Raw genomic sequence first — 24,445 nt, 5'->3', positions numbered from 1 at the left:
AGTATTTAAACAACTAATAAACCAACTAGTTTGAGCCAACTAAAAAAAGGTGCGTTACTTACGTATTTAAAAATTATACTTACCAATATTATTGGAATAATGATGACTCCATTTATCGTTAGTAATATAGGGAAGGATGAATACGGTATATTTAATGCCATTGGTGCATTAATAGGAACAATAGCACTCCTGGATTTTGGTCTTACAAATACTGTAGTTCGTTTTGTAGCAAAATATAGAGCAGAAAAAGATAGAGAAGGAGAAGAAAATTTTTTAGCTACGATTAGATTATTATATCTGGTTATCTCTGTACTTGTAGTATTGTTAGGAGTTATTTTTTATTTTTTTATAGACTCTTATTTTACCAAATTTAGTGCAAAAGAACTTGAGATCGCAAAAATCATGTTTGCCATTTTGATCTTTAATTTAGCGATTCAATTACCAGGTATGATTTTTACAGGAATCTGTAAAGGTTATGAAGCATTTGTGTTTCCAGAATCTGTTGGTATTATTAGATATTTATTAAGGTCAGCGACAATTGTTGCTGTACTTTTATTAGGAGGTAGAGCAATATCTCTTGTTATTGTCGATACTATATTTAATATTTTTACTATTTCGGTATCAGCATATTATGTTCTTGTAAAGCTTAAGGTCAGATTTAAACTTCATAAGTTATCTAAAAAATACATTATTCAGATCTTTAAGTATTCTACTTGGATCTTTGTATTCTCTCTTGTTGGAATGTTACAATGGAAATCGGGAAGTTGGATATTGGGTTCTATGAGTGTACCAAAAGTTCTAGGAATTTACGGAATAGGAATCGCATTGGGGACATATTATGGTACTTTCTCGACTGCAATATCAAGTGTTTTTTTACCCAGAGCAACACAAATGTCAGTGAATAATGCAAGTGGCGAAGAATTGACTAATATGATGATTAAACTGGGGAGATTATCGTTCATTATTTTAATGTATGTATTGGGAGCATTTACGTTGTATGGAGAACAATTTGTGAACCTATGGGTTGGAGGAGGAGTTTCAGAAGACGATGTTAGGTATACAATTCAGGAGTGTAGGGAGATTTATATTATTGCATTAATGATTATGGTAGCATACACGATTCCTTTGCTACAAGCCTTTGGGAATTCTATTTTAGAAGCAAAAAATAAATTGTCATTCAAAGCGATCTTGTATTTGGTATTTATGGTACTGGGAGCAATTGTAGGAGGTGTTTTAGCAATCCAATATGGAGCAGTTGGAATGATCTCGGGATTGATTATAGGATGGTTGATCGTTCAAAATACTATGAATTTTTACTATCATAAAAAGATAGGACTCAATATCATTCGATTTTTTAAAGAATTACTTTATAAATCTTTCCCTGTTGTAATTAGTGTTGTGGTTATTGGCTATTTCATTAATTATATACCAGGTGACGGGTGGTTGAATTTTATTTTTAAAGGAAGTGCATACACAACTGTTTTTGTTTTACTTATGTATTTTCTGGGGATGCTTGACTATGAGAAAGAATTGTTTTCAAAACCAATTGCTTCAATATTGAGGCGAAAATAGATTGCAATGGAAAAACTAATACTTCATACAATATCATATGTAGAGGAAGGCAAGAAAATTGTTTATAATTATTCTGCCAATACTCAGATTCAGAAATACTTCAATAGGGAGAAACCTTTCTATTCTAAATATGGGGTTGATGTGAGTAGTACTCCCGATAGTATTGCTGTGATACCATTTTTATCTAACATGATGCCTATTGCATGGTATGCTGGATTTATAGTCGAAGTTGAAGAAGTAGATGAAGATTTTTTTAATGCTCTTAAACTTGTGGAAAAGGAATTTCAAAAACGAGATTCTTTGCAAAATACAGAAGGTGGATTAGTCGCAAAAAAACTAGTTAAAAATCAAATTAAAGGAGATAGATCTTCAATGCTATTTAGTGGAGGTGTAGATGCCTATGCTACTTATATAAGAGTTTTTGAGAAAACACCGGATTTGGTTACAATTCTTGGAGCAGATATAGAGATAGATGACCATTCTCAATGGAAAGATTTTACCGATTTTATAGAAACAGAGAAACTTCTAGAAAAAAATAATCAGGAATATATAGAAACGAATCTAAGAGAGTTTTATACGTATCAAGTAGAATTACTTCTTAAAGATATTGGATGGTGGGGTAAGGTTCAACATGGATTAGCTTTAATCGGAGCATTAGCACCTTTGTCTTTTATATATAATTATACCTCGATTTATATTGCATCATCGTATACTGATCATATTGATATTGATTGGGGATCTACTCCAGAATTGGATGAAAAAATTAAATGGGCTGATGGAGTACAGGTTTTTCATGATGGATATGAATTAAAAAGGCAAGATAAAGTAGATTTGATAGCACAATTTGCTACATATACTGATAATAAATTTAAACTTAGAGTTTGTTATTCTGAATTAAGAACAGAGTTTAATTGTAGTAATTGTGAGAAATGTTTTAGAACAATTTTAGGGTTAATTCTAAATGGAAAAAACCCTAATGATTATGGGTTTAATGTTGATGGGAATGTATATGATCAATTTTATGAAGTATTAAATATTGGAGCAGCAAGTAAAGGGGTGCAATACTTTTGGTGGGAACTCATGGAAAAAGCCAAAACTGTTGATGACTTTTTCGTTTTTGGTAATAAAGAAGCAGAAGTAAAACAAATAAATAGAATTAGAGAAGGAGAAATTCATCAACTTTTAGAAGACAAGATGAATACCAAACAACATACAAAACAAAGGATGAGATTTATTATCAGAAATAAATTTCCCTGGTTACAAAAGTTATATAGAAAAATAAGATACTAATAGAATCAAAGAAAATATATTGAGATGAAATACGGATTACTTACATATGTTGAGAATAAGCGGTTTTTCAATGTTGGTGACAATATTCAGAGTTTAGCTGCAAAACAGTTTTTGCCAAAGGTCGATACGTTTTTAAATCGAGAAAAATTAGGAGAGTATCATGGAGATCCGGTAAAACTTATAATGAATGGTTGGTTTACCCATAATACTCATAATTGGGTGCCATCTGATGATATAGATCCTGTATTTGTTTCTTTCCACATGAATAATACGGCGGCACCAGCAATGCTTAGCGAAAAAGGTATTGCTTACTTGAAAAAACACGAACCTATAGGATGTAGAGACCAATTTACAGCAGATACATTAAAAGCTAAAGGGATAGATGCTTATTTTACAGGTTGTCTTACATTGACTTTAGACTCTTATAAGGTTGATGATGCTGAAAGAGGAGAGGACATCTATATTGTAGATCCTTTATACAGTTACCCAAGACCAGAAAAAGTGTTTTATAACACAAAGTTGACAATCAAAAATATTCTTAATGGCACAGCTTTTAAGCTAGGTAAAAAGAATAAACACCTTAAAAACTTTATTAGTGAAGAGGTATTAAAGACAGCAGAATTCATTAATCAGGAACCGCCATCAAATGAATACACAGATGAAGAAAAGTTCGAAATGGCAGAAAAACTTTTGCATAAATATGCAAAAGCTAAATTAGTGATTACTTCAAGAATTCATTGTGCTCTGCCTTGTTTGGCTATGGGAACTCCAGTGATTTTCATCAATGGTTTTGATAGTTTTGTAGATTCTTGTCGATTCGACGGTATTTTAGAATTATTCAATCGTATAGATATCGATAGTAAAACAGGGAAGTTTACTGCTAATTTTCCGCTAGAAGGAAAAATAGATAAAAACACCATGGTCAAAAACTTAGAAAAACATCATGATTTGGCCAATGCTTTAAAAGAAAAAGTGAAAAGTAAATTAAACTAAACTAATTAATTTTCCGGGGGGATTATGGACAAAAGTGTTAGTAATAAGATACGTATTCTTTCATTCTACTCTATTTTTATGGTAGTAGTTTGTCATGCGTATAATTTGACAAATCTGGATATTGAAACCAATAGGGATGTAGTGTACTATATTGAGTATATATTTGCATTGGAGTTATCCAATATCTTCATACCCATGTTCTTTTTTATCTCTGGTTTTCTATTTTTTAAAAATCACGACTTATCAGTGTTTACTTTTAAAAGAAAGATCAAGAATAGGTTTAAAACACTGGTAATCCCTTATTTTCTTTGGTGTGGATTATGGTTTTTAATTGTATATGGTGTTCAGTTTATTCCTATGCTATCTCATTTTTTTGAAGAGCCATTGCATGAAATGCCATTATGGAAACAAGCATGGTTAGCATTTGTAGACCCCATAAATTATACATTTTGGTTTATTAGAGAACTCATCTTTTATGTATGGTTAACACCTCTTATTTACCTCGCTATTAAATACTTAAAATTTTATTTTTTAATATTTCTATGTGCTTTACTCTTTTTGCAACAACCCAGTTTGTTTTATGTAAATAACGTGTATCTATTGCAGTTTCTAGGATTATTTTCATTTACATGTGGAGCCTACACTTCAATTAAAAAACTTAACATTATATCTAATTTTAAACCTCCTGTATATTTAGCATCAATTGTGATTTGGGGAATAGGTATCTTTTTAAATTTTTATGTTCGTGATGCATATGAAGAAACTCATATTATCTCTATACTCTGTAAAAGAATAACGATGTTTATTGGGTTTTTTACAGTTTGGACAATGTATGACTTTATCAATAGAAAATATGAATTTACCAATAAGCCACTTTATGGGTATCGTTTTTTTATATATGCAGCCCATGGTGTAGCATTAACATATTTTACCAAAATATATGTAAAATATATTGGAGAGAACGATATTGTGTTGTTACTATTATTTTTTGTAAGCTCTATATTAGCAACACTAGCCTGTGTGGCATGCGCTAAATTGCTTCAAAAGACAACCCCAAAAGTGTATTCACTTTTAACCGGAAGTAGATAAATGATTAAACTACTCTACATAACTAATAAAACATTTGGCCCAGGAGGTTTAGAACGGGTATTGTCTATTAAAGCGAGTTATCTGGCTGATCATTTAGATTATGAAGTTCATATAGTAACATTGGATCAGGAAAATGAAGAAATGTTTTATGACTTTAGTTCTAACATTATTCATCATGATATTGTCACAAGTAGTAATCCAATTCGATTTTTACGAAGCTATATTAAGGGGCTTAGAAAAATTGTAAAAGAGATTAATCCTGATGTAATCTCTGTATGTGATGATGGGTTAAAAGGATTTGTAGTGCCTATATTAATAGGTAAGCCTTGTCCAATGATTTATGAAAGACATGTGTCTAAGAACATTGAAATAAAAAGTGTAAAACCATCTTTTAAAAGTAGAGTATTTACAAACTTAAAATTCAGACTTATGAATTTTGGAGGGAAAAGATATGATCATTTTGTAGTATTAACCAATGGGAATTTGAAAGAATGGAATTTTAAAAATCTTAAAGTAATTCCTAATCCATTATCGTTCTATCCAGAAGGGCAAAGTACATTGAATAATAAAAGAGTATTAGCTGTAGGTAAACAGAGTTACCAAAAAGGATATGATAGATTATTGCAAAGTTGGAAATTAGTGACACAGAAATACCCTGATTGGACATTAGATATTTATGGAACCATCAATGCAAAAGAGGGATTAGACAAAATGGCTGGTGATTTAAAAATAACAGAACAAGTAAATTTTCATGAACCAGTAAGAAATATAGCAGATAAGTATCAAGAAGCTTCAGTATATGTGATGTCTTCTAGATATGAAGGTTTTGGGATGGTTTTGACAGAAGCAATGGCCTACGGTGTTCCATGTGTTTCATTTGATTGTCCTCATGGTCCATCAGATATTATTTCTGATAAAACAGATGGTATTTTGATAGAAAATAATGATATCACTGCTTTTGCAGAAGGGATTATGTTTTTGATAGAAGATGATGAAACTAGAAAAATAATGGGAAACAAGGCAAGAAAAGCTGTCAAACGATACCTGCCAGAGGAGATCATAAAAGAATGGAATCAATTATTTGTTAATTTAACACATAGCAATTAATGAAAAATATTTTACTAATTATACCGTACGGGGGTGTCGGTGGAATGGAAAGATTAGCCTTTTCTTTTTATAATTTTTATAAAAAAGAAGGTCACTTCATTAAAGCTGTGAAGTTTATAAAAATGAAGAATGATATCATTAATTTCGGAGAAGATGAGTTGTTTTTTTCTGATCGGGATTTTAGTGAAATGTCAAAAATAGAACGATTAAAATTTTATGTTTCTATTCCATTTCAACTAAGAAAAGTAATTAAAAAACATAAAATCACACATTCTATTTCATTTGGAGCAATGCCAAATGTATATAGTTCTTTGACGTATACAAAAGATTATAAAATAGCAAGTATACATGCGCTAAAAAGTGTTGAGCTTAGTAACAATTCTTTACTAAGTAAAATGACAAGATTTGGATATAAGTATACGTACAAAAATCTGGACAAAGTAGTTTGCATTAGCAATGCTATCAAAGAGGATTTGATAGAGAAATGTAACTTTAAATTTGCTAATAAACTAAAGGTGATTTATAATCCTCATGATGTTGATGAAATACAAAAACGATCATTAGAAGAGATTACCGAAAAAGAAGAAGTAGCCTTATTAGCATCTAATTCTGTACTTTTTGTAGGAAGGCTATCCACACAAAAATCTCCATGGCACTTAATCAAGGCATTTTCTTTGGTATTAAAAAATGTACCTGATGCAAAACTTATTTTTATAGGTGATGGTGATGCAGGAGTATTGAAACATCTCGAAGATCTAATCGAAGATTTGGGGGTTAAGGAGCAAATACATTTTTTGGGAAGAAAAAAGAATCCGTATAAGTATCTGGTGAATACCAAAATGTTGGCTCTAGCTTCTCATTATGAAGGTACACCAAACGTAATTGTCGAAGCAATGTGCCTGGCAACTCCTGTTGTATCATCATGTTGTACTTATGGTATTGTTGAGCTGATGAGTCTAAAAGCACAAACAGTAGAAGACAAAATGATAGAGGTAGAAGCAGGAATAATTACTCCTAACCTGTATAAAGATAGATTAGGTATTCCTGATACAAGTGATTTTATCGATGAAGAATATGTGTTGGCAGAGGCTATTGAAAAAGTTTTAAAATCTTCAGTTTACAAAGAAAATTTAGAAGAAAAAAGAGAAGAATTATTAACAAAATTTAACCTGGAAAAAGTGGCTAGTGAGTATTTGAAATAGAAAAATTTCAGAATAATCATAAATTGTTATTAACCAAAATAATCAATCAAATGAACTTAATTTCAGACATACAAAGATCTATTGAGAAGAATTATAATAACAATGCTTTTTGTTTTAGTAATACTTATTATACGTATAAAGATTTTGCAGAGGTCATATCAGCAATACGAATAGAGATCCAAACTCATGTAAAAAGGGATGAGATTAATATAGGTTTAATTACTAATGACGACATTTATACCTATGCTTCGATAATTGCATTGTGGATGGAAGGTAAGGCATATGTTCCTCTACATCCTGATTTTCCTCTTGATAGAAATACTACAGTAATAAAACAAGCAGATATTATTACGATTTTAGATTCTTCTGATGATAAAGTGTTTTCTGAATATCATACCATCTTAACAAAAGATAGTAATACTACACAAATTGATTTATTACCAGCGCGAGTAACCAAAGATGATTTAGGGTATATATTTTTCACTTCGGGAACTACAGGTACGCCAAAAGGAGTTCCCATTACTTTTGGTAATCTATCTGGTTTTATGGATGCGTTTTGGGAACTAGAGTATACTATTACTGATACCGATAGGTGTTTGCAAATGTTTGAGTTGACATTTGATCTATCTGTAGTATCATATTTGGCTCCTTTACTTAAGGGAGCTTGTATTTATACAATACCAAAAGATGAGATTAAGTATAGTTATATATTTGAGTTAATGGAAGATCATGAATTAACTTTTGCGTTAATGGTTCCTTCAATACTTCATTATTTACGTCCTTATTTTGAGGAAATTGATTGTCCGGCAATGAAATATAGCCTTTTTTGTGGAGAAGCTTTGCCTTTAGATGTTACCGAAGAATGGAGTAAATGTATTCCAAATGCTACCATCGCTAATGTATACGGCCCTACAGAATGTACTATATTTTGTACCGATTATACCTATAAAAGAAATGGGGATAACAAAACACATAATGGAGTTTTGACTATCGGTAAGGATATGAAGAATACCAAAACTATTATTGTGGACGATGATAATAACGAAGTGCAAGAGGGAGGAAATGGAGAGTTATGTTTAAGTGGTATACAACTTACTCCAGGGTATTGGAAAAATGAAGAAAAGAATAAAGAAGTTTTTTTTACTAAAGAATATCAAGGAGAAGAGACAAGGTTTTATAGAACAGGAGATTTGTGTACTGTAGACAATGAAGGAGATATACTATATTTGGGAAGAGTTGATTTTCAGGCTAAAATTCAGGGATTTAGAGTAGAATTATCAGAAATTGAATTTCATGCTAAAGCAGCTTTAGATAAATTAAATGTTGTAGCCATTGCTTTTACAAATACTATTCAAAATACAGAAATAGGATTGGTATTAGAATCCAAAGAATTTGAAACAAAACAATTATTGGAAGATTTAAAAAAAATACTTCCGCAGTATATGATACCGACTCAAATCAAATTTGTAGATAGTTTTCCTTTAAATACAAATGGAAAGACAGATAGAAAAAAATTAAATAAACTATTCAGCTAACATATTAGAGAGCTAATTATATTATTATGGAAGTAGATGTTATAAAGAGTAAAATAAGTGATGCATTAGTATCTATACTAGAGCATGATAACTTTGAGATGCATGATGAATTAACCGCAAAAGATGTAGATGGTTGGGATTCTCTATCGCATATGATGATTATAACCAAAATCGAAGAAGAATTTAGTATTCGTTTTAAGTTAAGAGATCTTAATAAACTAAAAAATATGGGGTCACTGGTTTCGGTAATTCAAACTAAAATTTAATTTGTAAGTAGTGGTTTTTAATTCATTAGATTTTGTTGTTTTTATTATTCCAGTGTTTTTATTGTATTGGCTGGTTTTTAGTAAATCTAACATATATCAAAACCTTTTTTTATTAGCAGTCAGTATATTCTTTTATGCTTGGGCAGATTGGAGATTTTTGATTTTGCTGTTAGGTAGCACCCTTATTAATTATTATTTAGGATTAAAAATTTACCGTACTCCAGAAGATCGTAAAAAAAGCATTTTCTTATATATTGGTTTAGTATTTAATGTTGGCCTTTTGCTATATTTTAAATATTTCAATTTTTTCTATGAAGGTTTTTATGAGATTCTAAATGTTTTTGGAAGTACGTCAACGTATAATTCATTGGTGATATTACTGCCTTTGGGAATTAGTTTCTTTACATTTCAGACTCTAGGATATTTAATAGATGTCTATAATGAAGAAATAGAGCCAAGTGAAAATCTTTTAGATTTTTCTGTGTTTGTAACATTTTTCCCTAAAATTCTTTCGGGTCCTATAGAAAGAGCATCAAGCTTACTACCTCAGATTAAAGAAAAAAGAGTTATATCGTATGAAGTTTCAGTAGATGGATTACGTCAAATATTATGGGGATTATTTGCCAAAATTGTTGTTGCAGAAAATTGTGCATTAATCGCCAATCCGATTTTTAATAATTATGAGAATGAATCAGGTAGTACATTACTTTTAGGAACTTTTTTCTATGCGATACAATTGTATGCAGATTTTTCTGGATACTCTAATATGGCTATTGGGGTTTCTAAACTATTTGGAATACAGTTGATGCGTAATTTTTCTACTCCATTTTTTTCAACAAACATTAGTGATTTTTGGAGAAAATGGCATATGTCGTTAACAACATGGATGATGGATTATGTATTTACTCCATTGTCATTTACATTGAGAAGACATCAAAAAAAAGGATTAATTATCTCCATTATTACCACTTTTGTTTTAGTTGGGTTCTGGCACGGAGCTAATTGGACATTCGTAGTTTATGGACTGCTTCATGGTATTTATTTTATACCATTAGTATTTTCTGGAAAAATGAATACATCAGAAATTGTGGCAAAAGGAAAATTACTTCCTTCTCTAAAGGAAGTTTTTAAGATGATTCTTTTGTTTGTCTTAATTATGCTTACTGATGTTTTTTTTAGAGTAGAAAGCGTTTCTGTTGGGTTTGAATACCTTAAAAGAATTTTTTCGTTAAGTATTATTGATTTGCCTTCTGTATTGTTTTCTTCTACTACATTAATTACTAGTGCATTAATAGGCTTTTTTATTTTAGTAGAATGGGTGAACAGAGAAAAGAAACATGATTTTGAAATAGGAAATTATAATATTTATCTTAGATGGATTTCTTATATATTCATTTTTGTTTTGATATTAATTTTTGGAAAAAGTGCTGAAACATTTATATACTTTCAATTTTAAAGAATTATGAAACAATTACTTTTAAAGTTGTGTCTTTTTTTTATTTGCTGTTTGGCAATAACCACTTTTGTGTTAGTGCAATATGGAGGGAATGTTGATTATTTTTATCAAAAATTCACGACACCTAAAGCTGTATCAATGGTGATAGGAGATTCTAGAAGTATGCAAGGTATACAACCCAGAGTAATAAATGAACGGCTAAAAGAATTAGAATATGAGTTACCAATTTTTAATTATAGCTTAACTATTGCAGAAACTCCTATTGGCCCTTTATATAATAAAAGCATTGAGAAGAAATTAGATGAAACTTCGAAGAATGGAGTTTTTATAATTTCTGTTACCCCGTGGATGTTTGGATCTGATAAGAATAATGATCATAGTAAAGGTGAATTTAGAGAAGCTGGTAGGCCTCCTCATAATATGAGCTTTGTCAATGTAAACCCTAATTATGAATACCTTTTTAAAAACTTAACTTATTTTCATTTTAAAGCACTTTTTAGAAAGACATCGACCATGCATAAAGATGGATGGCTTGAAGAAAATAATTTACCAACAAATCCAAAAGTTTTTGATGAATGGAAAAAGAGACAAGGTAGATTGTTTGATAAAATGATAAGGAATTATAAGGTATCTTCATTGAGGTTAAATAGCCTTGACGATTTAATTAAAAAGCTGAAGAAGCATGGAAGTGTTTACATGGTGAGAATGCCTATTGACCTTGATTTTGTTGCTGTCGAGAATTCATTCTATCAAAATTTTGATAAGGATATGAATACTGTAGCAACATCTAATCAAATCGATTATTTTAACTTTAATGTATCAAGTACACATACAAATTTTAAAACATATGACGGTCATCACCTGGATAAGCATGGTGGGTTAGAGTTTACTGGTATACTTTGCGATTCGATAATAAGAAGTGTAAGTAAATTGAAATGAGAATTGTAACAAACAGAGAAACACATAAAAATAAGATAAATAGTATATGAAATCAATACTTGTAGCCATTTACAAAATATTTCTTATTCCACACATATTTGTATACAAATTGAGTAGGAATAGAAATAAAATTGATATGGATATAGAACGATGGGCATCTGTAAAAGGGATGAATATGGGTAAAAATGCGCTACTTCTTGATTTTTTGGCAAATTCACCAGATTTTAGAACTATATTTTATTTTAGAACAAGAAGCCTGGTATCCCATATTCTTAATCTATATTGCAGAAAACAGAAAAATTTTATTATTGATATTACTACCAAACTGGGTGGAGGAGTTATAACCGGGCATCCGTATTGTACAATCTTAAACGCTGATGCTATAGGGGATAACTTCTATGTAAATCATTTGGTAACCATTGGAGAAGAAAAAGGAAAAAGACCTACGATAGGTAATAATGTATCTATTTATACTGGAGCTATTGTAATAGGAGATATTACTATTGGGGATAATTGCATTATCGGAGCAGGTAGTGTGGTTACCAAGAGTATTCCAGATAATTGTACGGCGGTTGGTAATCCCGCTAGAATACTTAATAAAAAGTAAGCGTTATGAAACAAACGATTAAATAGGAGAGTATGTTTGATTTTATTCCCGTAGAGCAATATTTTCCGGTATATATAAATTTATTCCTGTTTCTGGTTTTGTTTACCCTTTTGCATACTCGCGTATTAAAAATAGATGATCATAAAAATATTGCGTTCACTAATATAGCTGGTTTTATATTAATGACATACATCATATTATATATGGGACAGAGACCATTAAGTGGTAAGTTTTTTGGAGATATGAGAACGTATACCAGGTATTTCAATTACTATAGGTTAGGAGGAGAAGTAACATCAGATACCGATGTGCTTTTTCATTTATATATGAAAAGTTTATCCTATGTAGCTTCTTCTCGAACGTTTTTTACTGTTACAGCGGCAATATATGTACTACCCTTATATAGAATCTCTAAGGAACTTTTTAAAGAGTATTGGTATTATGCTTTTTTAATGTTTGCAGTGTCTTTCTCTTTTTATACGTATGGAGTGAATGGTATTAGAAATGGCGCTGCTACATCTTTGTTTTTATTAGGGGTAAGTTTTAGAAAAAACACAATAGCTATGATATTGTGCTTTTTGTTATCGGTTTCTTTTCATAAAACCATGTCACTACCCATAATGGCTTTTACCATAACGAGGTTTTATAATGATCCTAAAGTGTTTTTAAAAGGATGGTTAGCTTGCATTCCTCTTTCATTAGCTATGGGTGGTTTTTGGGTATCCATTTTTAGTAGCTTGGGATTTGACGATAGACTTTCTGATTATTTAACTGCGCAAGCAGAAGAAGGTACTTTTGCAAGTACTGGTTTTCGTTGGGATTTCTTGTTTCATAGTTCATTTGCTGTTTTTGCCGGATGGTATGCTATTTATAAAAAAGATTTTAAAGACCCCTTTTATTTTAGACTTTTAAATACGTATTTGATTTGTAATGGGTTTTGGATTTTAGTGATAAAAGCAAACTACTCTAATAGATTTGCTTACTTATCATGGTTTATGATGGGATTAGTAACCATTTATCCATTTCTTAAACAACGATTTTTTAAGGATCACCATTTTATGATAGGTAAAATAACACTTGTTTATTTTATGTTCACCTACGCTATGTATTATGTATATTCTGGATAACAAACTAACCAACAGAAATAATATGAAAACAATAACAGTATTTACTCCGACATATAACCGTGCTTATTGCTTGCATAAGTGTTATGAGAGTTTGGTGAAACAGTCAAGCCAGGATTTTAAGTGGCTTATCATCGATGATGGTTCTTCAGATAATACAAAAGAATTAGTAGCATCCTGGATTAAGGAAGACAAGATAGATATACAATATCATTATCAGAAAAATTTGGGAATGCATGGAGGACATAATGCGGCCTATCGACTTATCGAGACAACACTTAATGTGTGTATTGATAGTGATGATTTTATGGGAGAAGAGGCAATTCAAAAAATACTAGATGCTTGGGAATCCATTAAGGATAAATCAGAATACGCAGGGTTAGTAGGATTGGATGCAGATGAAAGCGGAGCTATTATTGGAACTAAAATTCCAGAGGGGATTAAGGAAACTACAATGTATGAGTTATATAATACTCATAAAGTATTAGGAGATAAAAAATTAGTGTATCGCACCGAAGTAGTTAAGAAATATCCTCCATACCCAATTTTTGAAGGAGAACGTTTTGTACCACTGGGCTATTTATATCAATTGATCGACCAAGATTATAAGCTTTTACCAATTAATGAAGTTTTTTGTGTAGTAGAATATATGGAAGATGGCTCTAGTATGAATATGTTAAAACAATATAGGAGACATCCCAGAGGCTTTGCATTTTCAAGGAAAAGCAGGATGCAATTGGCAACAGGTTTTAAAGATAAATTTAAAAATGCAATTCATTATGTGTCAAGTTCATTGTTTATTAAGAATGGTGCATTTTTAAAAGAATCGCCAAAAAAACTAATCACCTTCTTCGCAATTCCGCTAGGAGTATTGCTACACTTATATATTAGATTCAAAACTAAAAATGATTTTTAATGGCTATTATCAAGGTTTTACAAGTTTTTACCATTATGAATCGTGGAGGAGCAGAATCTATGATCATGAATTATTATCGTAATATTGATAGAGATAAAATTCAGTTTGATTTTTTAGTACATAGAAAAGAGAAAGCAGCTTTTGATGATGAAATAGAAAGTTTAGGAGGTAAGATTTATAGAATTGATCCTATTAACCCTTTTTTTCCTGGAGAGTATTATAATAGGTTAAGGACCTTTTTTAAAGAACATACAGAATATGCCATAGTACATTCTCATCTTAATACATTCAGCTCTTTTCCTTTAAAAATAGCGAGAGAATTTAAAATCCCTTGTAGAATTGCACATGCGCATACAGCATTTGAGAATATAAAACTTAGAAATTTTATTCCAAATAAAGAAAACCTAACAGAGACGGTAAAAAAACTTATAAAATTTAGATTAAAGAAAAAAGTAAGCACCTATGCTACACATCGTTTTTCATGTGGAGATAAAGCTGGGCAATGGCTTTTTGGTGAAAACAATGATTTTTACACCATGAATAATGCTATTGATACCAAAAAGTTTATCCATAATCCCGAAACAGATAAAAAGTATAGAAAGGAGTTAAATCTAGAAGATAAAGTAATAATCGGACATGTAGGACGTCTTAATAACGCAAAAAATCATTCGTATCTACTTAGAATATTTGCGAACATTATAGAAGAAAGGCCAGATTGTGTTTTAGTACTTGTGGGTAATGGAGAGTTACAACAAGCGATAGAGCAAGAAATTGATGATTTAGGAATTCAGGATCGAGTTAAGATGTTAGGGGTTAGATCAGATATACCAGAATTACTTCAGATGATGGATGTTTTTGTTTTTCCATCATTTTATGAAGGACTTCCTGTTACTTTAATAGAAGCACAGGCTGCAGGACTTAAAATTCTTGCATCAGATACAATTACTCAAGAAGTAAAACTAACCGATGATATTGAGTTTGTTTCAATTCAAAAACCAACTAGTTTTTGGGTAAACAAGATATTTAATGCTTTATCATACAAAAAACAGGATAACAGTGATAAAATTTCAGAAGCAGGTTATGATATTGTATCTAATACAGAAAAAATACAAAGCTTTTATCTAAATAATAAATAGTTATGGGAAATATGCAGGACAAGATTTATGAAAAATCTCCGCATTTTGTACAAAATTGGATTGTTTCTATTTATAATCTTTTAGCATATAAAAAAAGATATTCAGGAAAATATAAATATTTTCTAGAAGATTATTTACAAAAAAGAAGTTTGTCATTGGATGAACTGAAAGAACTGCAAATACAGAAGTATAAAGAACTTATTAATCATGCAAAAAATCATTCTGAGTATTATAGAAATATTTTCTCTAAAATAGAATCTCCAGAAGATCTGGCTAATATAAAACAACTGCCAATCATTGATAAAGAAACCTTAAGAAACAATCTTTCAGGTATTTATACAGTTAAAAAAAGCGAAGGTATACTTTCTAAAACAGGAGGTACAACTGGGAAATCTCTAGAAGTATTGTATAGCCCTGATGATGTACAGGAACGATTTGCATTACTTGATAATTTTAGAAATGAATTTGGATATAAGTTAGGGAAGAAAACCGCATGGTTTAGTGGTAAAAATCTTTTAGGTAAGACGGATCTGAAAAAAAATAGATTTTGGAAAACAGATCATATTCATAAAGTAAGGTATTATTCTACTTTTCATATTCACGGAAAATACTTAAAATATTATATTGAAAATTTGATCACATATCAACCAGAATATATGGTTGGTTTTCCTTCTACGATGTATGAGATCGCAAAATATGGAATGGCTCATGATATAGATTTTCCTGCAAATATTATAAAAGCAATATTCCCAACAGCAGAAACCATCACAGATGATATTAGAGATGTTCTTGAAGGATATTTTAAGACAAATCTATACAATCAATATGCATCTTCTGAAGGAGCACCATTTATCTTTGAATGCAAGAATAAAAAGCTACACATGGATTTAAAAAGTGGAGTTTTTGAAGTTTTGAATGAAAATAATGAACCCAGTAAAAAAGGAAGACTTGTAGTCACTTCTTTTACTACGCATGGTACTCCGTTAATACGATATGATATAGGAGATCAAATTGAATTAGCAGATGATAATGATACTTGTGACTGTGGAAATAATAATCCATTGGTTAAAGAAGTTTTGGGACGTATCTCAGATTATATTTATTCTGAAGAAATTGGTAAAATAAACCTTGGGAATATATCTAACTGTTTAAAAGGAGTTAAGGGGATTGTTAAATTTCAAATTCAGCAAGACGTAATTGATAGTCTTTTGGTTTTAATAGAAAAAGATGATCAAATATACTCACCCGAGTATGAAAAGGTATTTTTAAAAAACTTACGAGATCGTGTTGGATCTAGTATTACAATTGAAGTAAAACATGTTGCAGAAATACCGGTAGAAAAAAGTGGAAAGTATAGATTAATAAAAAATAACATCAAAGAAGAAATTAATGTCTGATTTGAGAGTATTAAGAATTAGGGGTGTTGTATAACAAATAATTATTTTATAAAATGATCAAAGTTTTACAGGTTTTTACGATGATGGATAGGGGAGGTTCAGAATCTATGATTATGAACTATTATAGGAAGATAGATAGAGAAAAAATTCAGTTTGATTTTCTGGTACATAGAAAAGAGAAGTGTGATTTTGATGATGAAATTGAAAGCCTTGGAGGAAGAATTTATAGGCTATCATCAATAAATCCAATATTTCCTGGTAAATACTATGAAGAATTACGAGCATTTTTTAAAACCCATACAGAATACACTATTATTCACTCTCATTTAAATACATTTAGTTGTTTTCCTATAAAAATTGCCAAAGAATTTAATATTCCTATTAGGATTGTTCATGCGCATATAGCAATTGAAAAAATTAAATTTTCTGACCTGATTCCTAGTAAAGAAAATATTATAGATACGGTTAAAAAGCTTATAAAATTCCGATTGAAGAATAAAAATCGTAAGGATGCTACTCATTATTTTTCGTGTGGAGATAAAGCAGGTCAATGGCTTTTTGGTAAAAACACTGAATTTTTGACGATGAATAATGCTATCGATACCGAGAAATTTGTTTTTGATCCAATAATAAGAAAAGAATACAGAAAAAAAATGGAGGTTGAAGATCAATTTGTTATTGGTCATGTTGGAAGATTAGATACTCAAAAAAATCATGTATTCTTAATACAGGTATTTGCCAGTATTATAGAAAAACACTCTAATGCAAAGTTGATGCTTGTGGGAGAAGGCCCTTTGAGAGATAAAATTATAGCTGAAGCAAAACGTCTAGGAGTAGAGGATAATGTTATGGTTTTAGGCGTACGATCAGATATTCCAGAACTATTGCAAGCGTTTGATTCTTTTGTGTTTCCTTCGTTTTATGAAGGGTTACCGGTAACTCTTATAGAAGCACAGGCGGCCGGACTTAAAATTTTTGCTTCTGATACGATTACAAATGAAGTGAGTTTGACCAATGATATAGAATTTTTGTCGATTACAGAAACTCCTGATTTTTGGGCAAATAAAATTGTCAAAATGATATCCTATGACAGGATAGATAATACATCTCAAATCGTTAATGGAGGTTATGATATCATATCTAACACAAAACGAATTGAAGAGTTTTATCTTCAACAAATAAACAGTTAATTCTTATACTAAAACCAAGAACAAGTATATGCTTTTTAATTCTGTAGATTTTTTCATATTCCTTTCTTTAGTTTTTATTGGCTATTGGTTTGTTGTATATAAAAATCTAAGATTACAAAATATTCTATTACTTGTAGCCAGTTATGTATTTTATGGTTGGTGGGACTGGCGTTTTTTGTCTTTGATAGCATTAAGTACAATTATCGATTATACAGCAGGATTTAGAATATACGAATCCGAAGAAAAATCGATAAAAAAAAGATGGCTCTGGGTAAGTATTATCTTTAATTTGGGAATGTTAGGGTTTTTTAAATACTATAACTTTTTTATAGATTCCTGGATTGATCTTTTTGCTGCTATGGGGTATGAACTTCAGAGTACATGGACTTTACAAATTATTCTACCTGTTGGTATTTCGTTTTATACCTTTCAGACGTTGTCATACTCAATAGATATTTATAAAGAAAAGTTACAACCCACTAAAGATTTTATTGCTTTCGCAGCATTTGTATCTTTTTTTCCACAGTTAGTGGCAGGACCTATAGAAAGAGCCACCAATCTGGTGCCACAGTTTTTAAAGAAGAGAACATTTACATATAAAACTTTTTCTTATGGAATAAAGTTAATGATTTGGGGGTTCTTCCTAAAGTTAGTAGTTGCAGACAGGGCAGCCATTTATGTAAATGCGGTGTATAATAATACAGAAAATCATGATGGTTTAAGTTTTATAGCCGCAACAGTACTGTTTGCTTTTCAGATTTATGGAGATTTTGCTGGATATTCGTTAATTGCTATTGGTACTTCTAAGCTTTTTGGTTTTGATTTGATGACCAACTTTAGGAGACCGTATTTTTCGGCTTCGGTAAGCGAATTTTGGACCAGATGGCATATTTCATTATCCACATGGTTTAGAGATTACCTGTACATACCGTTAGGAGGAAATCGAGTTGCAAAACCAAGGTGGTTGTTTAATCTTTTTATTACGTTCTTAATTAGCGGACTGTGGCATGGTGCAAATTGGACTTTTGTGGTTTGGGGAGCTTTAAACGGACTGTATTTAATTGTAGAGGTTCTTCTATTCAAAAAAAGAAGAAAAGGAGTGTTTAATGTAGTATTGACGTTTGCTTTAATCAATTTTGCATGGGTATTCTTTAGAGCAAATAGTATTGAAGATGCTTTTTATATTATAAAGAGAATCTGCACTGTGCCGGGTAGATTGTATATTGGTAGTGGAGATGATATAACGGCTTCATTATATGCAACATTGGCAATTGCTATTTTGGTCTTGGTAGAATTGAAAAAAGAATATTTCAATACCCTGTTTTCGATTTCTAATCATAAGTATGAATTTGTAAGATTAACAGGGTATGCGGTTTTGATTTATATGATTATGTATTTTGGAGTTTTTGGTAAAAGTCAATTTATTTATTTTCAGTTTTAAAAGATGATTAAAAAAGAATATAAGACATCATTAATCAAACTTGGAAAATTTCTTGTGATTTTTCTTATTGCAGATTTTGCTTTAGGAATAATCTCTAAGCAACTTTTTTTTAGTCAGGAAACGGGAAAATATGCCAGATCTACATATGCCATACAAGAAACAGATGCAAAAGTATTGATATTCGGGAGTTCTCATGCGCATCGACATTATGTTCCTGAAGTTATAGAAAAAGAATTGCAAACATCTTGTTATAATGCCGGAGCAGAAGGACAGCAATTACTATATCATGTGGCGCTTCAAAAAATGATTGTTAAGCGAATCAAACCAGAGCTGATCATCTTGAATATTGATGAAGACTTTTTATATCATTCAAAAGAAGCATACGATAGGCTTAGTGATTTACATCCATATTATTCAGAGTATAGAGATGATTTAGAACCTATATTAGGATTGCAGTCTAAGTTGGTGGATTTTAAATTGTTTTTTAATGGATATCAGGCTAACTCTACAATTATGCATGTTATTCGTTATTACGCATCTCCTCAGTTAGATTATAAAGGATATCGACCTTTATTTGGAAAAGTTAAGCCTTCTAAAAGTATAAAAGAAGAAACTCAATCCAAAATAGAAAAAGGAGTAGAGGATATAGATCAAAATTTTGTTACTGCCCTTCATACCTTTATTGCAACAGCTAAGGATAATAATATAGACTTAGTTTTTGCAACTTCTCCAACTTATCTTATCGTAGATCATACAACGAATGCATCTTTTATTAGAATTAAAGCTATAGCTGAAAAAGAAAATATTCCTTTTTTAGATTTTTTTAATGATCAACAATTCACTGGTAAACCGATGTTATTTCATGATTCATCACATTTAAATGATGATGGAGCGAAGCTATTCACCAAAAACTTAGCAGATCAGATTAAAGCGCTTAAATAATAATGATATATTGACTATAAAATAAAAACCCCTGAGTAGTTTGACTCAGGGGGTTCTTATATCATATTTTAAAACTAATTAGTTACATGTGTTACCTGTATCGGTTACTGCACTTGGATTAGTAGAATTATTATTAATACATACTAATCTAGAAGCACCAGTGGGCTCAAAGATGGTATTATTAGCTAGAGTTACTGCTGAATTATCTCCAAATAATCGAATTCCGTCACTATCTGTAGGCTTAATTTTAGTATTTCCAGAAACCTCTATATTAGAAGCATCTCCAATTTGTAAACCACCATCAACAGTATTATTTCTAAAGATAATACCATTTGTTTTTGTAAAGTTTACAGCTTTAGCTGTAATAAAGGTATTTTCTTCTAAAGTTACACGAAAAGCGCTATGCTCTGGTTTATCATTAAGCTGTGCAAAATATACATGAAAACGACCTCCATTAACAGTATTACGCTTTAGAGAAACATTTTCCACAAAAGAATTCGTAGCACTTATAGCATTACCCGATGTAGTAATGGTATTGTCATTAAATTCTGAATTTTTAGACTTACCAAATTGTAATCCTATAGCACAATCTGTTATCGTATTATTAAGGATATCAGTGTCATCAGCGTTGGTAGCAATAGCCAGATCATATCCAGATATAGTATTACCAGAAATTATATTGTTGAAAGCAGTTTCGCCACCGTCTGCTGCAAATATGGCAAAACGATCTTTTGCTTCTGGAGATAATGCTTTAAACGTATTATTGATGATTCTGGTTCCATTGGTATGTGTAAACACCAATTGTGTTTCAAAATTATTTTCTTCTACAGTAACGGTCTGACCAATAGTAATAGAAACACATCCACCTCTACTGCCAGTTTCTGTATTTCCTTTGATAAGGACATCAAAAACTCTTTCGAATTCTCTAAGCTCTCCTGTATCAGGATCTCTTCTTCTTGTGGCTTCAATATTAATAGCATATCCAACTTCACCTCCATCAGAATTTGTAGAGGCATTACCAGTATTGGTAAACGTATTGTTCAATATTTTAATATCTCTTCCTTCTGTCAATGCGATACTCATTCTTCTACTATTTTCGAAGATACAGTTCTTCACTGTTACGTTAGTTGTAGGATTATAGGTATCTGGATTAAAAGAAAAACCAATAGAGTTAATATTAAGCGAACCACTGGATCCATCAACAAATCGAACACCATCTACGGTAACATTTCTTCCGGAACGGATTAACAACGTATGTGAACCATACTGGCCTGCTAAATCTCCAGGGGGGTAGGCTCGTTGATCTCTGTCTCCATATACATTACCTCCTTTTATAATTACATTTTCTGCATCACGAACAGCTAACAGTGCTCCTCTTTCATTTTCTGCTACACCCGGAAAAACACGTAGGTTGGTATCTTCAGACATCAAAAGAGTGAAGTTAGAAGGTACATTAACTGCTTCTATAGCGGGGTGATGAACTATACTAAACTCACGTGTTGGATAGTGTATCTGGAAAAAAGCATCAAATTTACCAATTTGAAACGTCTTGGCTCCATAGCTTTTTGTGTATTCCATTAATCGTTCTAACTCAAAATTATTTTCTTGAGCAATATCAGAAGTAGTCGTTCCTTCTACAATGCCTTCCCATCGAGAAGCAAAAAATTGAAATGTAGGATCTTTTAATTGTACATCTCCTTCAAGCTCTAATTTAGAACTCAATAATCTTCCATCGATAGTACCACCTTGAAAGACTAATTTACCTTTTCCGATAATGTCTCCTCCTTCAAATTCGAAGTTTACATTTTCTGGTAAATTAATAGTTTCTCCTTTAAGGTCTAAAACACAATTTAGAACAATGGTAGAATTTGCTGCTACGCTAGATAAATCAAAATCACAAGGTGTTGTGATTACATTGGGTGGCGTATCTGGTACAGCTACAATAGGTTCTTCTCCAGTAGTATCTGGGGGAGTAAGTTCATCAACACTTTCTTTGCTACAGGACGTAACAATAGTGATCGTCAAAATCAGTAGGTAATAAATTAAATTTTTCATTCGGGGGGAATTAATTTTTTTGGTTTAATTATTTCTCTATGAACGGGGTAACGCCCAATTAATTGTACATATTTTATTTAAAAATGTTAAAGTTTGTGTAAAAATAACAAATATGTCGATTTTGTCATAGAACCCTTACAAAGATTGATGAAATGCCGTACAAGGGTAATGATTTTTACTTGTTTTTTTGAGTAATTTATGAAAAATAAAAGAAAACCGAGGATTAAGTTTTCAAACAAGGGCATATACTTATATTTGCCTCTGAAAATATTTGATAATTATATTGTTGAGTTTTGGGGAACATACAAAAAATAATTAGGGTTACTACAGTACCGATATCACTGGGGAAATTATTACAGGGACAATTACAATTTATGTCTCAACATTATGATGTTATAGGAGTGTCGGGTAAAGGAGGTGATACATTAGAAAAGGTATCAAAACAAGAAGGAGTTCGGGTTATTCCGATTGAAATGACTCGCAAGATTACTCCGGTTCAGGATTTAAAGGCGGTTTTTGCCTTGTATAGATTGTTTAAAAAAGAAAAACCAGACATTGTTCATAGCCATACCCCTAAGGCAGGAACATTATCAATGTTGGCTGCAAAATTGGCTGGCGTACCTCATCGCTTACATACGATAGCAGGATTACCACTGTTAGAAGCTACGGGTGCTAAAAGAACGCTCTTAAATACAGTAGAAAAACTAACCTATGCTTGCGCTACCAAAATTTATCCTAATTCTACTGGGCTTAATGATATTATCATCAAACATAAATTTACTTCACCAAAAAAGCTAAAAGTAATAGCTAACGGAAGTTCTAATGGGATTGATACTTCTTTTTTTGATCCGGGTTTATATTCTGATGAAGATAATTTAAAACTATCGCAAAGTCTAGGGATTAATTCATCAGATACTGTGATTGTATATGTGGGTAGATTGGTAAGAGATAAAGGAATACATGAACTTATAGATGCTTTTAAGAAACTGAATACAGAGTCTACTACTGCCAAACTACTATTGGTAGGTACCTATGAAAAAGATCTGGATCCATTATCTCCAGAAACTGAAGAAGAAATCAATACCAATCCTAATATTATTATGGTGGGTTGGCAGGATGATGTACGACCTTATTTTGCCATTTCTGATATATTGGCTTTTCCTAGTTATCGAGAAGGGTTTCCTAATGTGGTGATGCAAGCTGCTTCTATGGGATTGGCAAGTATTGTAACCAATATTAATGGATGTAATGAAATTATTACCGATAGTAACAATAATGGTAAAATAATTCCTGTAAAAGATGCAGAGCAGTTGTATGAGAACATGAAGATGTTAGTAAATGATGACACCTTAAGAACTACTTTGGCTGCTAATGCGAGAACATCCATTACCAGTCGCTATGAGCGAAAAGTAGTATGGAATGCTATTTTGGAAGAGTACCGCCAGTTGTAGGAAAGTAAAATATTATTTGTGGCAACATTTTTACTTTCTTAGGATTAACTTATAGAATCATATTACTTATGAAAAAAAATAAACCCAACCTTCTTTAAGCATTTTATATGTATCACTTTTTTTATAATGTTATCTTCAATAACTAATGCTCAAATAGAAAAAGATACCCTTTTAGCATCTCAATACTATAGAAAAGCAGATTCATTATTGATAGAAGAAAAAAGAGATAGCTCTGTTGTATATTTTGAAAAAGCACTATCCATTTATAATAAAAATGAAACTTGGGAAAAAATTGCTAGTTGTTATAACAAAATTTCACAAAGCCTTAGAGGGGCTAGGAAATTGGAAAAATTAATGCAAAATTCAAAAAAAGCACTTGAAATTTGTACTAGTTATCTTTCAAATAATAAAGAAGAAGCTAATGCATATGATAATATTGGCTTTTATTATGAAAAAACTCGCAATTATGAAAAAGCTTTAATTTATTATGAAAAATCTCTGTCTTTCAGGAAAGCCATATTTAAAAAAGACCATATTGATATAGCTAAATCTTTTATTAATTTAGGATATTTATATTCAGCGATTTCAGATTATGAAAAAGCACTACTATAACCCGTTGTGCATTTAGAAAAAGTTGCGCAAACTGCTAAAAGGCAGTAAATTGTAGTTACGACACTATAATTCATATGCACAACTTTCAAGCAAATTACGATAAAATACTCAAGGTTTTAAAAGGA

At 31.1% G+C, this 24,445-nt stretch carries 21 protein-coding genes; 20 read left to right on the top strand and 1 reads right to left on the bottom strand.

Going from position 1 to position 24,445, the window contains the following annotated elements:
* Positions 1-30: 30 nt before the first annotated feature.
* From FOF46_RS24880 to FOF46_RS24795, 18 genes are read left to right on the top strand one after another with little or no spacing between them, the layout of a single operon-like run.
* A complete protein-coding gene (locus FOF46_RS24880; RefSeq protein WP_143918327.1) occupies positions 31-1,572 on the top strand; it encodes a lipopolysaccharide biosynthesis protein in 1,542 nt (513 codons plus the stop codon).
* 6 nt (positions 1,573-1,578) lie between these two features.
* The gene (locus FOF46_RS24875) at positions 1,579-2,862 is read left to right on the top strand and encodes a hypothetical protein (RefSeq protein ID WP_143918326.1); all 1,284 of its coding nucleotides are present in this window, start codon (positions 1,579-1,581) and stop codon (positions 2,860-2,862) included.
* A 24-nt stretch (positions 2,863-2,886) separates the two neighbouring features.
* A complete protein-coding gene (locus FOF46_RS24870) occupies positions 2,887-3,855 on the top strand; it encodes a polysaccharide pyruvyl transferase family protein (protein ID WP_109437705.1) in 969 nt (322 codons plus the stop codon).
* Between the two features lie 24 nt (positions 3,856-3,879).
* The gene (locus tag FOF46_RS24865) at positions 3,880-4,944 is read left to right on the top strand and encodes an acyltransferase family protein (RefSeq protein WP_109437704.1); all 1,065 of its coding nucleotides are present in this window, start codon (positions 3,880-3,882) and stop codon (positions 4,942-4,944) included.
* Positions 4,945-6,051, top strand: coding sequence for a glycosyltransferase family 4 protein (locus FOF46_RS24860; protein WP_143918325.1), 1,107 nt, complete (start codon positions 4,945-4,947; stop codon positions 6,049-6,051).
* Positions 6,051-7,253 carry a glycosyltransferase gene (locus FOF46_RS24855; protein WP_143918324.1) on the top strand — a complete coding sequence of 401 codons (1,203 nt, stop codon included), beginning with the start codon at positions 6,051-6,053 and terminating at the stop codon, positions 7,251-7,253. The genes FOF46_RS24860 and FOF46_RS24855 overlap by 1 nt, the downstream gene beginning before the upstream one ends.
* 50 nt (positions 7,254-7,303) lie before the next feature.
* Positions 7,304-8,788 (top strand): AMP-binding protein, encoded by a 1,485-nt coding sequence (locus tag FOF46_RS24850; protein WP_143918323.1) that lies wholly within the window; start codon positions 7,304-7,306, stop codon positions 8,786-8,788.
* Positions 8,789-8,814: 26 nt separating this feature from the next.
* Positions 8,815-9,054 (top strand): acyl carrier protein, encoded by a 240-nt coding sequence (locus tag FOF46_RS24845; RefSeq protein ID WP_109437700.1) that lies wholly within the window; start codon positions 8,815-8,817, stop codon positions 9,052-9,054.
* 10 nt (positions 9,055-9,064) lie between these two features.
* On the top strand, positions 9,065-10,510 hold the full coding sequence (locus tag FOF46_RS24840) for an MBOAT family O-acyltransferase (protein WP_143918322.1): 1,446 nt from the start codon (positions 9,065-9,067) through the stop codon (positions 10,508-10,510).
* 6 nt (positions 10,511-10,516) lie between these two features.
* The gene (locus FOF46_RS24835) at positions 10,517-11,449 is read left to right on the top strand and encodes a hypothetical protein (protein WP_143918321.1); all 933 of its coding nucleotides are present in this window, start codon (positions 10,517-10,519) and stop codon (positions 11,447-11,449) included.
* A gap of 46 nt (positions 11,450-11,495) precedes the next feature.
* Entirely contained in the window at positions 11,496-12,056 is a 561-nt protein-coding gene (locus FOF46_RS24830; protein WP_143918320.1) for a serine O-acetyltransferase, read from the top strand.
* Between the two features lie 32 nt (positions 12,057-12,088).
* On the top strand, positions 12,089-13,183 hold the full coding sequence (locus FOF46_RS24825) for an EpsG family protein (RefSeq protein WP_143918319.1): 1,095 nt from the start codon (positions 12,089-12,091) through the stop codon (positions 13,181-13,183).
* Positions 13,184-13,205: 22 nt separating this feature from the next.
* Positions 13,206-14,096 (top strand): glycosyltransferase family 2 protein, encoded by an 891-nt coding sequence (locus tag FOF46_RS24820; protein ID WP_143918318.1) that lies wholly within the window; start codon positions 13,206-13,208, stop codon positions 14,094-14,096.
* Positions 14,096-15,232, top strand: coding sequence for a glycosyltransferase family 1 protein (locus FOF46_RS24815; RefSeq protein WP_167571940.1), 1,137 nt, complete (start codon positions 14,096-14,098; stop codon positions 15,230-15,232). Before FOF46_RS24820 ends, FOF46_RS24815 begins: the two co-directional genes overlap by 1 nt.
* 2 nt (positions 15,233-15,234) lie before the next feature.
* A complete protein-coding gene (locus FOF46_RS24810; protein ID WP_244299743.1) occupies positions 15,235-16,629 on the top strand; it encodes a phenylacetate--CoA ligase family protein in 1,395 nt (464 codons plus the stop codon).
* A 53-nt stretch (positions 16,630-16,682) separates the two neighbouring features.
* Positions 16,683-17,819, top strand: a complete 1,137-nt coding sequence (locus tag FOF46_RS33040) for a glycosyltransferase family 1 protein (protein ID WP_271728628.1) — start codon at positions 16,683-16,685, stop codon at positions 17,817-17,819.
* Positions 17,820-17,847: 28 nt separating this feature from the next.
* Positions 17,848-19,260 carry an MBOAT family O-acyltransferase gene (locus FOF46_RS24800; RefSeq protein WP_143918317.1) on the top strand — a complete coding sequence of 471 codons (1,413 nt, stop codon included), beginning with the start codon at positions 17,848-17,850 and terminating at the stop codon, positions 19,258-19,260.
* Between the two features lie 3 nt (positions 19,261-19,263).
* Positions 19,264-20,202, top strand: coding sequence for an SGNH/GDSL hydrolase family protein (locus FOF46_RS24795; protein ID WP_143918316.1), 939 nt, complete (start codon positions 19,264-19,266; stop codon positions 20,200-20,202).
* A gap of 78 nt (positions 20,203-20,280) precedes the next feature.
* Here FOF46_RS24795 and FOF46_RS24790 read toward each other — a convergent pair whose 3' ends face one another.
* Entirely contained in the window at positions 20,281-22,257 is a 1,977-nt protein-coding gene (locus FOF46_RS24790; protein ID WP_143918315.1) for a right-handed parallel beta-helix repeat-containing protein, read from the bottom strand.
* 302 nt (positions 22,258-22,559) lie between these two features.
* Here FOF46_RS24790 and FOF46_RS24785 point away from each other — a divergent pair, with 302 nt between their 5' ends.
* On the top strand, positions 22,560-23,708 hold the full coding sequence (locus tag FOF46_RS24785; protein ID WP_244299745.1) for a glycosyltransferase family 4 protein: 1,149 nt from the start codon (positions 22,560-22,562) through the stop codon (positions 23,706-23,708).
* Between the two features lie 126 nt (positions 23,709-23,834).
* On the top strand, positions 23,835-24,320 hold the full coding sequence (locus tag FOF46_RS24780) for a tetratricopeptide repeat protein (RefSeq protein WP_143918314.1): 486 nt from the start codon (positions 23,835-23,837) through the stop codon (positions 24,318-24,320).
* The last annotated feature ends 125 nt before the right edge of the window (positions 24,321-24,445 follow it).

Source organism: Aquimarina algiphila (genome assembly GCF_007489275.1).
GTDB classification, from domain to species: Bacteria; Bacteroidota; Bacteroidia; order Flavobacteriales; family Flavobacteriaceae; genus Aquimarina; species Aquimarina algiphila.
The sequence above is the reverse complement of the archived record's forward strand: the minus strand, read 5'-3'. Positions and strand labels throughout refer to the sequence as shown.

Coding starts and splice junctions, on each gene's coding strand:
- FOF46_RS24875 (WP_143918326.1), top strand. CDS start 1,579: ATGGAAAAACTAATACTTCATACAATATCATATGTAGAGGAAGGCAAG.
- FOF46_RS24870 (WP_109437705.1), top strand. CDS start 2,887: ATGAAATACGGATTACTTACATATGTTGAGAATAAGCGGTTTTTCAAT.
- FOF46_RS24865 (WP_109437704.1), top strand. CDS start 3,880: ATGGACAAAAGTGTTAGTAATAAGATACGTATTCTTTCATTCTACTCT.
- FOF46_RS24860 (WP_143918325.1), top strand. CDS start 4,945: ATGATTAAACTACTCTACATAACTAATAAAACATTTGGCCCAGGAGGT.
- FOF46_RS24855 (WP_143918324.1), top strand. CDS start 6,051: ATGAAAAATATTTTACTAATTATACCGTACGGGGGTGTCGGTGGAATG.
- FOF46_RS24850 (WP_143918323.1), top strand. CDS start 7,304: ATGAACTTAATTTCAGACATACAAAGATCTATTGAGAAGAATTATAAT.
- FOF46_RS24845 (WP_109437700.1), top strand. CDS start 8,815: ATGGAAGTAGATGTTATAAAGAGTAAAATAAGTGATGCATTAGTATCT.
- FOF46_RS24835 (WP_143918321.1), top strand. CDS start 10,517: ATGAAACAATTACTTTTAAAGTTGTGTCTTTTTTTTATTTGCTGTTTG.
- FOF46_RS24830 (WP_143918320.1), top strand. CDS start 11,496: ATGAAATCAATACTTGTAGCCATTTACAAAATATTTCTTATTCCACAC.
- FOF46_RS24825 (WP_143918319.1), top strand. CDS start 12,089: ATGTTTGATTTTATTCCCGTAGAGCAATATTTTCCGGTATATATAAAT.
- FOF46_RS24820 (WP_143918318.1), top strand. CDS start 13,206: ATGAAAACAATAACAGTATTTACTCCGACATATAACCGTGCTTATTGC.
- FOF46_RS24815 (WP_167571940.1), top strand. CDS start 14,096: ATGGCTATTATCAAGGTTTTACAAGTTTTTACCATTATGAATCGTGGA.
- FOF46_RS24810 (WP_244299743.1), top strand. CDS start 15,235: ATGGGAAATATGCAGGACAAGATTTATGAAAAATCTCCGCATTTTGTA.
- FOF46_RS33040 (WP_271728628.1), top strand. CDS start 16,683: ATGATCAAAGTTTTACAGGTTTTTACGATGATGGATAGGGGAGGTTCA.
- FOF46_RS24800 (WP_143918317.1), top strand. CDS start 17,848: ATGCTTTTTAATTCTGTAGATTTTTTCATATTCCTTTCTTTAGTTTTT.
- FOF46_RS24795 (WP_143918316.1), top strand. CDS start 19,264: ATGATTAAAAAAGAATATAAGACATCATTAATCAAACTTGGAAAATTT.
- FOF46_RS24790 (WP_143918315.1), bottom strand. CDS start 22,257: ATGAAAAATTTAATTTATTACCTACTGATTTTGACGATCACTATTGTT.
- FOF46_RS24780 (WP_143918314.1), top strand. CDS start 23,835: ATGTTATCTTCAATAACTAATGCTCAAATAGAAAAAGATACCCTTTTA.